The sequence below is a fragment of the Marinobacterium iners DSM 11526 genome (genome assembly GCF_900107855.1).
Classification (GTDB): Bacteria; Pseudomonadota; Gammaproteobacteria; order Pseudomonadales; family Balneatricaceae; genus Marinobacterium; species Marinobacterium iners.
Genome location: NZ_FNRJ01000001.1, coordinates 288086 through 303858, shown reverse-complemented (window position 1 = coordinate 303858; position 15773 = coordinate 288086). Strand labels below are relative to the sequence as shown.

15 protein-coding genes are annotated in these 15773 nt (G+C 56.2%); all 15 read right to left on the bottom strand.

What is annotated here, in order from left to right:
* Positions 1 to 4: 4 nt before the first annotated feature.
* Positions 5 to 2083, bottom strand: coding sequence for a TonB-dependent receptor (locus BLV48_RS01515; protein WP_091821985.1), 2079 nt, complete (start codon positions 2081 to 2083; stop codon positions 5 to 7).
* Between the two features lie 98 nt (positions 2084 to 2181).
* On the bottom strand, positions 2182 to 3081 hold the full coding sequence (locus BLV48_RS01510; protein ID WP_091821981.1) for a helix-turn-helix transcriptional regulator: 900 nt from the start codon (positions 3079 to 3081) through the stop codon (positions 2182 to 2184).
* A gap of 161 nt (positions 3082 to 3242) precedes the next feature.
* A complete protein-coding gene (ykgO, locus tag BLV48_RS01505; protein ID WP_010323113.1) occupies positions 3243 to 3383 on the bottom strand; it encodes a type B 50S ribosomal protein L36 in 141 nt (46 codons plus the stop codon).
* Positions 3384 to 3395: 12 nt separating this feature from the next.
* Complete coding sequence (locus BLV48_RS01500; RefSeq protein ID WP_091821977.1) at positions 3396 to 3656, bottom strand: type B 50S ribosomal protein L31; 261 nt, start codon at positions 3654 to 3656, stop codon at positions 3396 to 3398.
* Between the two features lie 523 nt (positions 3657 to 4179).
* Positions 4180 to 4326, bottom strand: coding sequence for a hemin uptake protein HemP (hemP, locus tag BLV48_RS01495; RefSeq protein WP_091821973.1), 147 nt, complete (start codon positions 4324 to 4326; stop codon positions 4180 to 4182).
* A 160-nt stretch (positions 4327 to 4486) separates the two neighbouring features.
* Positions 4487 to 5692 (bottom strand): DUF2325 domain-containing protein, encoded by a 1206-nt coding sequence (locus BLV48_RS01490; protein WP_091821969.1) that lies wholly within the window; start codon positions 5690 to 5692, stop codon positions 4487 to 4489.
* Positions 5693 to 5793: 101 nt separating this feature from the next.
* A complete protein-coding gene (locus BLV48_RS01485; RefSeq protein WP_091821966.1) occupies positions 5794 to 6420 on the bottom strand; it encodes a TonB-dependent receptor in 627 nt (208 codons plus the stop codon).
* A 100-nt stretch (positions 6421 to 6520) separates the two neighbouring features.
* Entirely contained in the window at positions 6521 to 7390 is an 870-nt protein-coding gene (locus BLV48_RS01480) for an IS5 family transposase (protein ID WP_091821962.1), read from the bottom strand.
* Positions 7391 to 7530: 140 nt separating this feature from the next.
* On the bottom strand, positions 7531 to 9708 hold the full coding sequence (locus tag BLV48_RS01475; protein ID WP_175527536.1) for a TonB-dependent receptor domain-containing protein: 2178 nt from the start codon (positions 9706 to 9708) through the stop codon (positions 7531 to 7533).
* Positions 9709 to 9810: 102 nt separating this feature from the next.
* The gene (locus tag BLV48_RS01470) at positions 9811 to 10548 is read right to left on the bottom strand and encodes a siderophore-interacting protein (RefSeq protein WP_091821954.1); all 738 of its coding nucleotides are present in this window, start codon (positions 10546 to 10548) and stop codon (positions 9811 to 9813) included.
* 21 nt (positions 10549 to 10569) lie between these two features.
* Positions 10570 to 11880: an NtaA/DmoA family FMN-dependent monooxygenase gene (locus BLV48_RS01465; RefSeq protein WP_091821951.1), complete on the bottom strand. Its 1311-nt coding sequence runs from the start codon at positions 11878 to 11880 to the stop codon at positions 10570 to 10572.
* Positions 11877 to 12704, bottom strand: a complete 828-nt coding sequence (locus tag BLV48_RS01460) for an ABC transporter ATP-binding protein (RefSeq protein ID WP_091821947.1) — start codon at positions 12702 to 12704, stop codon at positions 11877 to 11879. The genes BLV48_RS01465 and BLV48_RS01460 overlap by 4 nt, the downstream gene beginning before the upstream one ends.
* A gap of 39 nt (positions 12705 to 12743) precedes the next feature.
* On the bottom strand, positions 12744 to 13781 hold the full coding sequence (locus BLV48_RS01455) for a FecCD family ABC transporter permease (protein WP_091821943.1): 1038 nt from the start codon (positions 13779 to 13781) through the stop codon (positions 12744 to 12746).
* The gene (locus tag BLV48_RS01450) at positions 13778 to 14812 is read right to left on the bottom strand and encodes a FecCD family ABC transporter permease (protein WP_091821939.1); all 1035 of its coding nucleotides are present in this window, start codon (positions 14810 to 14812) and stop codon (positions 13778 to 13780) included. Before BLV48_RS01450 ends, BLV48_RS01455 begins: the two co-directional genes overlap by 4 nt.
* Positions 14809 to 15768, bottom strand: coding sequence for a Fe2+-enterobactin ABC transporter substrate-binding protein (gene fepB / locus BLV48_RS01445; protein ID WP_091821936.1), 960 nt, complete (start codon positions 15766 to 15768; stop codon positions 14809 to 14811). The genes BLV48_RS01450 and fepB overlap by 4 nt, the downstream gene beginning before the upstream one ends.
* Positions 15769 to 15773 lie beyond the last annotated feature (5 nt).

Here is a 15773-nt window from a genome sequence, read left to right as displayed (position 1 = left end):
GTCATTACCAGCGTGCCGACAGGTTGAGACTGATTTCCCGCGCGGCGGCATCTTCCACCAGCAAACCGTTGGGCGTATTCAGCGCCCGGGTGTAGTACTGCTCGTCGAACAGGTTCTGTGCCGCCAGTGACAGGCGATAGTCGCGGAACGCATAGCCCAGCTCCATGTCGACGCTCTGCCAGGCCGATTGCTTGATCTGATTCTGGCTGTCGAAGTAGTAGCCGCCGCTGCCGTTGAGGCGAGCCTGGCCAAACCAGCCGTGCCCCTTGTTATACTGTACGCCCAGACTGTAGGTGTAGGGAGCCGCCAGCGGCAGGTCGTTGCCGGACAGGTCGGCATGCACCAGCTGTCCGCCGGAGAGGACGTTCTGTGTGTAGTCGGTGGCTTCTGCATGCTGCAGGCCGAAGGCCGAGTCAAGCTGCCAGCCCTGGCCCAGAGAGGCCTTCAGCGCCAGTTCCAGTCCGTAGATACGAGCCTTGGCCGCATTGGAGACGGATTGGGTGCCGCCGGGCTGCAGGTCGACAATCTGCTTGTCGCTGAGCCGGCTGTAGAAGAGGTTGATGTCCGTTTCGAGCCTGCCGTTGAAGAGATCTGTTTTCAGTCCCAGTTCGGCGGTGTCGGTGTATTCGGCGTCATAGGTGAAACTCTCGGCATCACTGGCCTGATTGTAGTTGTAGCTGCCGGGCAGGTAACCGCGTGACAGGTTGAAGTAGGCCAGGCTGCCGTCCGTCAGGTGATAGCTGAGCCCCAGGTTGGGCAGGAACTCGGTGTTGCCGTGATCGGCGGAATAGCGACGCTGGCCCAGCAGGCTGATGTTGTCCTGGTTCCCGCTTTGGTCTAGGTACTCAAGACGCGCTCCCGTGGTCAACATCCAGCGTTCGCCCAGCGGGAATTCGACCTGGCCGAACAGGGCAACGCCTTCCTGATCGATATTGGTGTGCCGCAGTGTGGTGGGTGTACCAGTGCTGAAATCGATATCGCTGTCTTCATTGAACAGGTACAGGCCGATCAGCCACTGGCGCGCTGCGCTGGGCAGTGACGACAGCCTTATCTCCTGTGACCACATTCGGTTGTCCTGATCCAGGGCCGATGCTGGGGCTGGAAGGGTGGAAGCGTCCATATCCATGATGAAGTGACGGTCATAATGGCTGACACCTGTGATGGCGGTCAGCTCGGCGGTCGGCAGTTGGTGTGTCAGTCTGATGGAGTGAACGCCGGTATGCTGCTCGTTGTAGGCATCACGGTTGTATGCGGTGGTGAAGGGATCGGTACGCAGGGGGCCGCTGGCGTAGCGCATGCGCTCCATGTCGTTGTTGGTCCTGTCCAGACGGCTGCGAAAAGCGAGCCGTGTTCGTTGGGACAGATCGAGGTCGGCGCTGGCCGACAGTGACAGCTGTTCGAAGTCGCCAGCTTCATCGTGCAGTGCATGAGTGTTGTGAATGCCGGTGCCGCCGCCTTCGGCGCGGATGGCCAGTCCTGCTTTCAGCGCCTCATTCAGCGGACCGGACACGCCGGCGGCCAAGCGGCTGCGTTGCTCGCCGTTGCCATTGTCGAGGTACAGCTGTGACAGTCTTGCCCAGGTTTCCAGCTGTTGGGCCGGGGCTGGAGTGATCAGGCGTAGCGCTCCCGCTTCCGTGTTGCGGCCGTACAGAGTGCCCTGTGGCCCCTTGAGCAGTTCGATACGGTTAAGGTTGAACAGTGCTGGAGCCTGGTTGAGCCCCAGTGGCAACCCTACGCCATCGACAAAGACCCCCAGAGGGTCCTGTAACCCGGTGTTAACAGCAGTAATGCCGCGCAATACGATGCGTTTCTGTACCGATGAATCCTCCAGGCGCGCATTTGCGGTGCGTCCGGTCAGCGACTCCAGACTGCTCCAGAGTTCATGATCATCAGGCTCGGGTGTCAGCAGGGTTGGCGTGGCGGGCAATTGACGAGCATTTTCCTGCCAATGTCGGGCGGTAATCACTAGGGTATCGACCGTGGTTTCGGCGGCAGCTACCGTAATGCAGGGCGTTAGCATGAGCAGAGCCGCCAAAGGTTTGATAGGAAAGCGACGCGTCATCGTGAGTGTGTTGGAAGGCATGAGTGAGTCCTGGCCAGAGAAGAATGGCACTAATGTAGGCGCAGACGCGTAACAGTGCTTTCAGATGCTGAATCGGCCAGTGTCAAATGCCGCACGACTCAGGCGGCGTTGATACGATATTGCAGAGGCGTACAGCCATTGTGTTGGCGAAAGCTGCTGGAAAAGTGGCTGGCACTGCTGTAACCCAGCTGCAGTGCAATCTCCGTGATTTCACGTCGACTGTGCCTGAGTTGGTGCCGGGCCAGACTCATGCGGTGCTGGCGTAGCCAGCCGAATACGGTATTGCCAAAGTAGAGCTTGAACTCCCGGTTGAGCCGGACATGGCTCATGCCGGTTGCCTTTGCAAGCGCCTCCAGTGATGGGGGCGAGCACAGGTCTGTTGTCAGCAACTCGGTGGCTAGATGTAGGGTATCTGAAGCACCAGCAGGCGGCTGCGGAGGCGCTTCGGCCTGCATCAGGTTGAGGCTGTGCGCCAACAATTCGAGGGCTTGGGATTCTGCCATCAATTTGTCGATCGCTGTGCTGAGCGGGTTATTGAACAATCGTTGAAAACCGACCGGAGGCTGACTTTGGCGCGCGATTCGGCAGAGCCGAAAGGGGGGGATCAAGGCGGGTATCGCCGTGTCATACAGGCGTTGCGTTGAACATTTGACGACCTGCATGGCACATATCTGGTTGGCGGGCGTCAAGCGTTGCAGCGGCTCCTCGGCTGTTTGCATTACCCAGAGATCCCCCGGACGTACCGTACACTGGTGATTTTCCGTGCTGAACTGACAAATGCCACTGATCCCGTAAAGTACCAGCGTAGTGGGAGCAGGGTGTTCGATGCAGCACTGACAGGAATCGGTGAAGTTGCAATGACTTCGGGTAATCTGGATATCAGGGCTGATGCGTGCGGTGGTGAAGCGGTTTATACCGTCTACGGCCAGGTTTTGTTCAAACCAGCCACTGAGTTGCCGTTGCTTGATAAAAAAGTCAGCGGAAAGATGGAGAGGCATGTGTTTGATCAATCCCTGCTACTGAGAATCATTATCATAGCGATCTCGTGCAGAGTCTGCAAAAGGCTGAGAGCTGTTTGCATTTAGAAATAACATGGCGGTGCTGTAACTGACTGGCCCGGAGGAAGGGGAGCTCCGATACCAGCCAGTGCGTATGGAGGTTAGCGCTTTTTCACGCCACCCTGTCGCGCCTTGAAGCGCGGGTTGCTTTTGCAGATGACGTAGTAGCGACCTCGACGTTTGACGACCTGACAGTCGGGGTGGCGTTGTTTGGCGGTCTTCAGTGAACTCAATACTTGCATGTTGTTACCCCCTCAGTCCTTTTTGAAATTGCGATTACCGAAACGCTTGTTGAAGCGTGCCACTCGACCTTCGTTGCTGGCCTGACGCTGCTCGCCGGTATAGATAGGATGTGACGCGCTGGAAATATCCAGGTTGATCAGGGGATAGGTTTTGCCATCCTCCCAGGTGATCGTTTCAGTTGACGTGCAGGTTGAGCGGATACGGAATGTCTTGCCGCAGCTGGTGTCGCGGAAAACGACATAGTCGTACTCTGGGTGAATACCGTGTTTCATTTCTGCTCCGTTATAACATAACAAAATTAATAGTATTGAAAATCATTTTCATTAATGTGTAAAGGCTTTGTATTAGCACAATGAAGTTTGGTGACACAAAGCAGGTGTCTAGCTAGAGCATCTGCTTGTTGATCGCAGGCTTTGTCAAAGTCAACGCGCTACAGTCGATATCTCTGCCGGTGAGGTATCTACATTCACAACATGCTGCAGCGTCTCCGCCTTCACAGAGGGAGCCAGCATTAAAGCAAGTAATAGAGCACCGAGCAGAGGGATATGCAGGTGGTAAACAAGTGTTTTCATGTGCCCACCAAATCCGCTTCACCGTCCCACAGTACCGGGGCGACAAGTGACCTTTGTTGCGTATTCCGTTGATCAAAATGATGTCGCATTGGTGTGCTGGTGGTTGGGACATCGAAAATGAGATGCATGGCAATCGCCTTCTCGCAAAAACTGGTTGTATCAGGGAGACAGGCTGTGGCTGGCGGCTGAGCGTCTGGCTAATAGCTGTCAGGTTGGGTGAACGTTACTTGGTTAATATTAATTTGCCTTTGCGTGTGATGCGCAATCGGTAAGGTTCGTCATTGTGCAGAATGAGCAGTCCCGATGGACTCTTGACCAACTCGTCACTGCGTATCCATTTGACTCCCTGTTGCTCAAGTTTGTCAGTCATACATGCGGTCCTTGTCTGGCTTGCATAAGATGATAATGAGAATACTCATCATTATCATCTTATGCAAGCTTTCAGAGTTCCTGATGTAAAAAGGAGCAAAAAAACCCCCATACATCAATTTTCCATCCTTAGTTGTTTTAGTTGCTGAATCTTGGGGGTATCAATCTACAATGGCTTCACAATTCTGCTTCAGTTGATATGTAAAGGTCGCAAGGCTTGCGCTGCGAAGCGGAATAAACCGCTTTGAATTGCGTTTGCAATACTTTTTGACCTGCAGGCAGGCGTTATGGCTGACGCAGTCAATGGGGCAGAACACCATGTCTGCTTTTGACAGGCATTGGCTGAGTTCCGGATGGCTGTTTTCAATGCCGCCGTCATGACAATAAAATTGCCCATTGTGGGCTTCTACAAATGATTTAAGCCTCGGAAACAGGGCTGTGCGCCCACCCACATAGGCCAGCTTGCGGCCGTTCAGGTCGAACAGGCGGGCGGTTCGGTTATGCTCGTCTTCACTGCGGCCGGGCTGCAACAGGTTTTCAACTGTAGACTCGAGGGCATCGCGCTCTTGCGTAGTCTCCAAAAGTTGATCAACAAGCGCCTCCTGTCGTTCTTCCAAGCGTTTTATGTTCGTCTGGCGTTGCTGCAGTTGCTTGAGAGCCCAATCTTTCTGGCGAGCGATCAAGTGGTATTTCTTGCGCACAGATTCCAGTTCTTTCTGCACATTCGAAGGGCTATTTTCATCAGGTTGAATTTGTTGTCGCAAGCTCTGTAATGCTTTTTCTTGAGCCGTCACCAGACGGTTGCTTTGCTGCTGTGATTTTTGGTGTTGTATCTGCTGGCGTTCAAGCTTGTCACGCAGAGTGCAAACCTCCTGCTCAAGTTTGGCCATGTACTGCAAGTCAGCCCTGTTCAGCGCCCCTTGAAGGTGTGAGAGCATATGTACATCGCCAAGGGCCAGATCAACTAGGCTGGCAGGGGAGTGAGTGTGGCTGATAACGGCCCAGAAGGCTCCCGGTACTTGTCCTGTTTTGACAGCATCATGCCAGAACTTTTTTCGTTCTGCGTCAGTTGTCAGTGCGCCATAGGATTTGATCCAGCGGCTGTATTTTGAGTCGAGAATCTTCTGGATTCGGCGTGAGGGTGGCACGTTTTGGTCTGCCAATTGAACCAGGCTGCTGTGAAGATAGTAGTCACTGCCCTGCTCGACAAGCAATCCTGTCTGCCGGACTATCTTGACCAGTTCATCCAAAGTTAAGCAGGTGCCGATAACTGGGCAGTGGGTGTAGGTGGGGAGTTGCCAGAGTTTATAGCGTTTTGACAAGCGCTGATGCTTTGCTGAGTTGATACCGTTGCAGCTTTGGCACATGACAGGCACCTCCGAAGACCATTAGCATTACTACTGCATGATAATGCTAATGGTTATCATCTGCAATTATGTCATTCAGAAGCGGACCTTTGCAGATAGTCTTATGTCACGACCGGCCTCTGGATAGCCCGAAATGATTGAGTATCCCGGATTGGCTGTAAGGTCTTCGACGCTGGCATGGCTTCAAACAGGTTGTTGATACTCAACCCGATGACGAAAGTGTCGCGGCCAGTAGGTAGCCAGTGGGCATACACATCATGCACCGCGTAACCGGGCTTTTTAACGTTAAGCTGTTCACCAGCAACGTTAATCTCGAAAGACTCCATTCCACGAACAAATTCAGCCGTCCATCCCAGTTTCAGGTTTGGCCTGGCTTGGTAGTTCACATCCAGTGCCAGTGTATTGCCTATGCTGGTAGCACCTGAAGAGTAGACATAACGGGTTACTGTTTGGTCGTCAAATTCCGTATCGGCAATATTGATCTCGGCTGAGATCTCCCACGGTCCCTTCGCGTATCCAGCCCTTAAATAGTATCCCCTTGTGACAATGTCATCCTCCAAGTTTATTGCAACTTTGGACCACGGAGTTGCTCCGGCAATTGGGTTTGCAATTTTTGAGTGGTAGAGCCCTGCGCCAAAGTCAAATGAGCCATGGTTAAGGTCCATTCCAAGCTCAAAATTATGGGCTTTTTCTGCCTTTAGGGAACGTGTGATTAAGTCCCCTCCCATTCCCACTGCAACCAGTAATCTTCGCTACGGGAGTCCAATTCAGGCGTCACTATCCCGCGTTTTCCCTCGGAAAGCTGCCTTTTCAGGCACTTCAAACGGATTAGCCCTGTGCTCGCAACATCTGATCCACGCGCACGAGGTTTGACAGAGCAAGCAGCATCGCCAATTTTCCATCATTTTTCTTAAGGCCACGATAACGGGCTTTCACGAAGCCGAACTGGCACTTGATGATCCGGAACGGATGCTCGACCTTGGCGCGGAGGCTCGCCTTCAGCTCCTCCCGCTTTTCGGCGCCCCGGTAGCCCGCATCGGCAAAGATGAACGCTTCATCACCGTGAAGCAGGTGCTCTGTTTGGTTCAGGTCGTGCTCATTGGCTGCCGTAGTGGTGAAGCTGTGCGTGATACCGGTGCGGGCATCCACGCCGATATGAGCTTTCATGCCGAAATGCCATTGATTCCCTTTTTGGGTCTGGTGCATCTCCGGATCGCGCTTGCCGCTGCGGTTCTTGGTTGAACTGGGAGCTTCGATGATGGTGGCATCGATCAAAGAACCCTCCCTGAGCAGTACACCCGCCTCTGACAGCCATTGATTGACCTTGCCGAAGATCTGGCGTGCCAGGCCATGTTGTTCCAGCAGGTGGCGGAACTTCAGAATCGTGGAATGATCCGGGATGGACTTGTCCAGTGACAGGCCGGCAAACAAGCGCATGGAGGCAATTTTGTACAGTGCATCCTCCATGGCCGGATCACTGAGGTTGTACCATTGCTGCATACAATGAATTCGCAGCACGGTGGACAACGGATAAGGCCGACGACCGTTGTCGGCCTTGGGATAATGAGGTTCGATGACGTCTTCGAGACGTGCCCAAGGGATCAACTTGTCCATCCGGCCCAGGAACTTCTCCTTGCGGGTTTGGCGGCGCTTGTCTTGTAAGTCACGGAATCCGGTAGAGGTTGAGTGGCGATTCAGAACATGGGGAAGTGGTTAAAGTGCTGCGCGCTGATAGGGCCTCTGCGGCTGATACTGTGCTGAATGAGAAAAGCCCCGATCAGTGATGACCGGGGTTTTAGAGTGAATGGCTCGTCGTCACGGGCGGTTATGCTGCCAAATTAGAAGTACTTTTCCAGGGTAAGGTAGTAGTTGCGCCCTTTGCCAACGGCCGTAGTGGTTGTATAGTTGGCGGCGTTAATGCGCTGCTCATCGAACAGATTGTTGATGCCAAACTTCACTGACCAGTCCTGTGCCAGTTCATGCTGCCCCCAGTTACTGGGTTGCCAGCTGCCAAGCAGATCAACCGTGGTGAAGCTATCCTTGATATAATGGTACTCCTCACCACTGATGACGCGAACATAGCTGTCCCGCTTGGGTTCAAACCAGTGTGTTAGACGCATACCTGTAGTCAGATCCCAGGGGTGATGGGTATAACTGGCGTTCAGGTAAAGCTTGTCGGTAGAAGGCTGCAGCAATTTGCCCGTGCTATCGTCATGCAGTTTGAGGTGGTCATAACCTGCCGCAAAGGCCCAGCTAGGCAGGCGGTATTTGGCTTCAACCTCAAAACCTCTTCGGCTGGCACTGGCGATGTTTTTGTACTGGGCATATTCCCGATAGTCTGCGTAACCATCACCAATATCCGGCGGCATCCCCAGTTCGGGTGAGCGCTCAAGGCTGATCATGTCCTTGATATCCCCATCAAACCAAGTTGCTTTCAGATAGAGACTGTCATCTCCCAATAGATTCTGTTGACTCAGGGAGAAGCCAATTTCATATTCTTTGGCAACTTCAGGTTTAAGAGCATTATTGGGAACATACCAATAATGAGGGTTCAATGCGCCACTGGCAGAGGTTTCGTTAGGTGTTGGCCCGCGGAAAGTTTCCGCATAGTTGGCCAACAAGTACACCCCGTCATGTACTTCGTAACTGATACCGACTTTGGGTGAAAAATGACCGTCCCTGTATTCTGAACGCCCGGGAAGATCGACACCTCGCTTGAACCGATCAAGACGTCCGCCCAAGGAAATCTCTGCCTTGCCGAGCTGAATAATATCCTGTGCATACAGGCCGGTATCCTTGTAGTAGTTCGGGAAAGAGCCAAAGTCCGATGGTTCATTGTTGTAGAGGTAAGTTGCGTCCTCCTCCCGCTCTTCGTAGTCGAGGCCTGCCACCAATGAGTGCTTCAGGCTACCGGTGGTGAACTCGGCACTGTTTTTGAGGTTAAAACCCTGACGTTCGTCCCTGTTGATGTAAAAGACGCTGTAGGTGTCACTGGCACGTGTTCGGCGGTAAAACGCTTCGGAATCGTATACCTTGGCGCTGAAATTGATCAGGTCATTATCCGAGGGTGCAAAGCTGTAATCCAGAATGATATCGCGCTGTTCCAGATTTCCGTCCACTGGAGATTCGCCTGGATCACGATGCCAGAGTGTTTGCCAGCTGGTTTCGAGTTCCTCATCGTATTTGTAGTAGGACAGGGCCATGCGCTGTTCATCGCTGATATCCCATCCGGCTTTGAAGAAACTGTTTTTGATCGTTTCGTCATTAAGGGTTTCATCAATGCGACTGCCATCTTCGCTATTGCGGACGCCACCATCAGCCAGCGTGATGTCATCGAATTGGCCTTGCTTGCGGTACACAAGAAAATCGACAGGGGCCTGTTCGGCATCGATGGCCAGTGCAATGTGTGCCTGCCGTGAATTGTTGCTGTCGTAACGAGTACCCAGTGTTACTCCTGTGCTATCGCCGTCGCGCAAAAAGTCTTTCGCGTCCTTGGTCGTCATACTGACGATACCGCCAATGGCGCCGCTGCCATGAAGCACGGAGGAGCCGCCTTTTACCACCTCAACGCGCTTCAACAGGTTGGGATCGGTTCGAAATGACGATATGTGGTTAGAGAACAAACTGGGAGAGCGCTTAACGCCGTCCTGTTCGATGATGACGCGTGTTTCGGATTGATAGCCAAAGCCACGCAGTTTGAACTGAGAGCCAATTTGGCGACCAAAATCATCACCAGTCTCAAACCCCGGGATCTGCGTCAGATTTTCGATGATATTTGGACTGGTTAGATCACCAGCCTCAAGAACACTGATTTGGCCGGTATAACGCGGCAATTCAGTGGCGACGCGGTTGGCGGTGATGGTAACAGGGGGTAATTTTAATGGGGGCCTTACCTGCTCGCATTGATTACTAAGGGTTGGGGTGCATTGTACGGAGGGTTCATCTGCTTGGGCCATATGGGTACTGAGTAGGCCCGCTGTCATCAGCGTGACCTGCGTCAGGGTGGGGTACCTCATCCTGTATTCCTCACATGATTTAATGTAAATGATAATTAATATCATTCAAATATTAGCATTTGTTGTGTCAGGATGAGAACCCTATACATCAAACTTAAATGTTTACTCCTGCAGCTCTTCGTGGAAACAGGGACAGCCTTTGCGCCAATAGGCGGCAATACGTGTGTTCGGACTCAGAAACGGTGTCTGTTGACGGATGAGTTTGCGTATTTGGGCCATGCTGTTTTTTTCGCCGGCAGCCCAGACAAAACCGATGCCTTCTGGCAGTGGCAGGGTCTGTAGCTGTTCGAGCAAGGCGGAGTCCGTGTGCTGCAAGTGCAGGTCGATATGCGGGTGTGCCTGCCATTCGTCAGCGCTGTAGTCCTCGGGCATTTGCAACATGACACGTATTCGGCTGTTCGTTGGCAGCTCTTCTACGCAACGGCGTATGGCGGGCAGGGCTGTGGCGTCTCCCGCCAGCAGATACCAGTCGTAGTCGCCGGCAATGAGAAGAGATCCTCTTGGGCCTGCGATGGTGGCTGTCTGGCCGGGGCGGGCCTGCTGTGCCCAGCGACAGGCGCTGCCCTCTCCGTGCAGTGCGAATTCAATGCTCAGCTCCTGGCGTTCAGGGTCGAAGTGTCGTGGCGTGTAGTCACGCATCAGGGTCTCGCTACTGTCTACATCCTGAAAAATGAACTTGATGTGATCGTCAAAGCCACGCGAGCAGAAATCATACAGCGCCTCCCCGCCAAAAACGATGCGGATAAACTGACTGCCCTGAGGTTCAATGCGTACCACATGTACCGGGCGATGTTTGAGTTCGTAGTGAATACGGTGCGTACGGCGTTGCGGTTGATTCATGTCGAATCCTCTGAAGTTGTTTTAATAGGGCAGTCCCAAGTGCTCGCGCAGACTGGTGCCCTGGTATGCCTGGCGGAACAGCCCCAAGTCTGCCAGTGCCGGCACCAGTTCAGCGCATACCAGTTCGAGCGATTGCACGGCGCCTCCTGGCAGGGCGATGAAGCCGTCAGCCGCGCCCGCCTGATAGCGTTCCAGAATCGCCTGAAGCGCATCCTCCGACGTGCCTATCACCTGCCAGTGTGCTGAAGGACTGACTTCGGGGCGTTGCAGCAGGTTGTTGAGGCTGGGTGATTCACGCAGGATCAAACGACGCAGCAGCCCTGCATGGGTTCTACTTCTGACGTTCGCTGGCGTGGGTTGCAGTAGATCGGCGGTAATGGGTTGGTCCGGTGGTAGAGTGGTGGGATCAAGGCCGAGGTTGGTCTGCAGATACTTCAGCTTACGCATGCGGCTATCCTCGGTCTGGGTGGCTTCAAACAAGTCGCGCGCCTCGGCACGCGAGGAGGCCAGATACAGGCTGAGGCCCGGCAATACACGCACGGAGCCAGGGCTTCGGCCATGATGCTGAGCACGGGTGCGGATATCCTGGCGCAGTTCAACACCGGCATGGATATCCGGTGTGGCGGCAAAAATGGCATCGGCAATGCGAGCTGCGAAATCACGTCCCTCCGGTGAAGCCCCTGCCTGAAACAAGGGGACTCGCCCACTGCCATGCATTGGAGTGCTCAACGGCCCTTCTACCTTGAAATATACACCTTGATGCTGGATTGGCCGGATGAGACCACTGTCGGCGTACTGACCTGAGCGGCGTTCGGCCAGCAGCGCCGTGTCTGGATAGCTGTCCCAGAGCTGCTGTACGACATCGACAAACTCCTGCGCCCGGGCATAACGTTCGGCTGCAGCAGGCATCTGTTCCAGACCAAAGTTGCGCTGCCCATCCAGTGCCGTGACCACGTTCCAGCCGGCCCGGCCATTGCTGAGCCAGCTCAGTGATTGCAGCTGGCGTGCTACCAGATAAGGCGAGTTGAAAGTGGTAGAGGCTGTCGTTACCAAACCAATATGAGAGGTTTCGCGGGCGATGGCGGTGAGTAGCAGCGTCGGGTCCAGACTACTGAAGCCGGGAGCCTGCTCCAGTGTGGCCGGCTCAATGAACAGCGAGTCCGGGCGAAACAGGAAGTCCAGGCAAGCCTGTTCGGCCAGTTGCGCCAGTCGGGTATAGAAACCGGCACTGTAGATCCCTTCAACCTGGCTGTCGGCGCGGCGCCAGCCGTTGCCGCTGAGCCAGGTGACGGCCAGTGATAGGCCGATACACAGAGGGGGAGTGGTGTTCATAAAGGGTCTCCTGTGGTGGGGGCTGGGCCGGCGATAGGTACCACCAGAGGCGTGGCGGTCACCGGGTCCTCGATGATGACAGCGTTGAGACCGAAGGCTCGTGCGATGAGATCGGGCTTGATCACGTGCTCGGGAGGACCTTCGGCGATGACCTGCCCCGCCTTGAGTACGATGAGGTGGTCGGCATAACGGGCGGCTTGATTAAGGTCGTGCAGTACCATGACGAGCGTTTTGCTCTGGTCATGGTTGAGGCGTCGGCAGAGTTCCAGCACCTCGAACTGGTGGGCGATATCAAGCCAGGTGGTGGGTTCGTCCAGCAGCATTACGTCCGGCTGTTGTGCCAGCGCCATAGCGAGCCAGACGCGCTGGCGCTGACCGCCAGATAGCTCATCAACCGGACGTTCGGCGAGCTCGCTCAGGTCGGTATTGGCCAACGCTTGGCGTACCGCCTGCTCGTCGGTCTCGCTCCACTGTCGCAACAGGCCCTGATGCGGGTAACGGCCGCGTGCAACCAGCTCCCAGACCCGAATGCCGGCGGGTGCATTGGGTGCCTGAGGCAGCAGGCCCAGGGTGCGGGCGAGTTCGCGGCTGGCGTAGGAACGCAGGTCGCGACCGTCCAGCAAAATATGTCCGGTGGTGGGTTTGAGCAGGCGCGCCAGCGCTCGCAACAGTGTTGATTTGCCGCAGCCGTTGGCGCCGAGAATGACGCTGATGCGGCCTTTGGGAATGGCTAGACTCAACTGATCCGCAACGCAGCGCTGGTCATAGGCGAGCCGTACTGATTTGGCACTCAATATGGCTGTGTCGAGTGGATCCTGTTGCATGTGTGGGTTGCTCTCGTTGTGACAGGTTGAAGGCAGAGTTTAACGTCGTCGGCTTAGCAGCCAGAGCAGGTACAGGCCACCGATGATGGCTGCCATGCGGCCGATAGGCAGTGTCAGCGAGATCGGTATGGATTGTGTCAGCAGATCCGCCAGCACCAGCAATGCTGCTCCCATGGTGGCGGCACCGCACACTGGCAGTTCCTGAGCACCGGTCAGCCGTATGGCCAGCTGAGGTGCTGCCAGTGCGATGAAGGCGATGGGGCCGGTCGCAGCGGTAGCCAGAGCTGCCAGCAGAACGCCGTAAAGTGTCATCAGCATTCGGGTCCGCTCCACGGATACGCCCAGTTGACTGGCCAAATCGTCGCCCATTTCGATCAGACTCAGGCGACGTGCCGACAGTAGTATCAATGGCAGCAACAGCAGCACGCCAAACAGGGGCATGAGGGCGTGGGTCCAGTTGCGCGCGTTGAGCGAGCCGGCCAGCCAGAGATTGGCCATCACGGCGCTGTCCAGATCGCCCTTGACCAGCATCAACCCGTTGAGAGCCGCCAGTGTTGTGCCTGTGCCTATGCCGATCAGAACCAGCCGTTCGCTGCCGATGCGGCCATGCCGCAGGGTGAGCAGATATACCAGAACAGCGGTGAACAGGCCGCCGGTAATAGTCGCAAGGGCGACACCCACGGTGCTGGGCTCCAGAAAGATCAGATGTGCGATGGCGCCACTGGCGGCTCCGGTGGTGAAGCCGATGATATCGGGTGATCCCAGAGCATTGCGCGAGATCGACTGGAAAATTGCGCCGGATATGCCCAGCGCCGCTCCGGCAAATACCGCAGTCAGGGTTCTTGGCAGGCGGATATTCAGGACAATATGGGAAGCCGTGTGGCCGGACTCCTGTTGTAGCAGGATCTGGCTGATGTCACCAATCGATAGTTCAAAGCGACCGCTGGTCAGTAACAGCAGAGCCGTTGCGCAGACGAGAATCGAGAGGGATAGATTCACTAGCAACACACGTGGTCGCAGGAGTATGGACCAGGGGCCGGCACGCCAGACCCGGCCTGTATGTGACCGAGTATTCATAGCGCAATCCTGCCGCCACGGCGTACCAGCGCAACGAAGAAGGGGCCGCCGATCAATGCCGCCATAATGCCGACGCTGACCTCGCCTGGACGGGCAACCAGACGTCCCAAAGTGTCTGCAGCCAGCATCAGGACAGCGGCCAGTATCAGTGTACAGGGTAGCAGCCAACGGTGGTTGGGGCCGGTGAAAAAGCGGGCCATATGTGGTGCCGTCAGGCCGATGAATACGATGGGGCCTGCTGCGGCGGTGGCAACACCGGTCAGAAGGGTTAGTGTCGCGGCGGCCAGGCACCAGATCAGTCTGGGTCGTGTGCCCAGCGTTTGCCCCAGTTCACGTCCCAGCACCAATGCGTCCAGAGATCTGGCCAGGCTCAGTGCCAGCACCAGACCGAGGGCGGTCAGTAGGGCCAGCGGCGGCAGAACATCGTAGCCACGTCCCTGCAAGGAGCCGACGGCCCAGTGACGGAATTGCTCGAATACGGGGGTATCGCTGTTGACGGTGATAATTTGGGTCAGGGCCAGCAGCACGGCGGACAGGGCGGTGCCCGCGATCACCAAGCGCACAGGGTCATGACCTTGGCGCAGGCCTCCCAGCAGCAGGACCGCCAGACCGGCCAGACCAGCCCCAAGCAGTCCGGCCAGCATCTGACCACCGATCTCGGTAATGCCGAACAGGGCTACCACTGTGGCAACCGCCGCCGATGCTCCGGCGTTGACACCCAGCAACCCAGGGTCGGCTAGCGGGTTGCGGGTCAGGGCCTGCATGAGTACACCGGCCACGCCCAGCGCCGCCCCGACCAGAATCGCGGCCAATGTACGCGGTACCTGAAGATGGCGTACCAGCAGATGGTCGCTGTTGCCGGGGTCGTAAGCGAACAGTGCCGCTCGAGTACCGGCCAGGTCCAGGCCGTGCAGGCCTGTAGCCAGGCTAAGCAGGGTCAGCAGCAGCAGTGCCAGACCACTGCCGATCAGGCCACTCAGCAAGCGTCTTTGTCGAGGAGGGACTCTGTGTCGGGCGTCGGAGAGTCTCATGGCTGCAGGGCCGCCACCAGCTCGGCGACCACTTCATTGGCGCTGAAATAGTCGATCCGGAAGGAATTCAGGCCCAAACCGTAGACCTGGCCCGTGCGCACTGATGGGAGGTTTGCCAGTACAGGATCGTTACGAAATCGGCTGACGTCCTGGGCATCGCTGCGCAACAGGAAGGTGGTTGGCGCCTTCAGTCGGGTCAGATAGGCATATTCGGAGCGTACGAAATCGCCGGGCTTGCCGGCACCGCTGTGCCAGGCCGGATCGGGGGATTCTATACGGAAGCCCAGTGCACTCAACAAGCGGCCGTGGGTACCCTCGGCGGTGGCGATGGGGTTGGCGATACCGGGACCGTTGTAACTGACGATATTTGCCTTTCCTGCCGGCAAGCGGATACGTGACCGGGCCTCGGCCAGGGTTTTCTCGAAGGCCGCGATGCGGGCATGCGCTTGTCGCTCCAGGCCGATGGCTTGACCCAGTTGCACTGCCAGCGCTTGCCAGTCGAGAGCGCCGTAGTCAAGCAGTATGACCGGAGCAATCTGGCTCAGCGCTTGGCGCTGTTCCAGGGCAGAGTCGGCGCCATTGACGGAAATGACGATCAGGTCTGGTGCCGTCGCGTAGGCGGCTTCCAAGTCGATGCTGCCGGCGGGCCAGAGGTTTTCCAGGCCGCGCCGGGTTGCCAGCTCGGCCCATTGGTCGAAAAACTGGCCATTGGCGGAGGATGCGCTGGCAACCACCGGCGCATCCATTGCCAGCAGGGTACCCGTGATGGTCACCGAGGTGGACAGGATGCGTTGCGGCGGTGCCGTCAGGCGAGTGCTGCTGCCATCGGCATTGCTGAAGTTGCGCGGCCAGCCTTCGGCATAGAGGTCGGGAGCAAGTAGCGTTGTCGCCAGCAGGGTCAGGAGCAGCAGTGCCCCTGGCGTCCAGAGGCGAGTGTTGTGGTAAGTGTTCTGCATCTTTG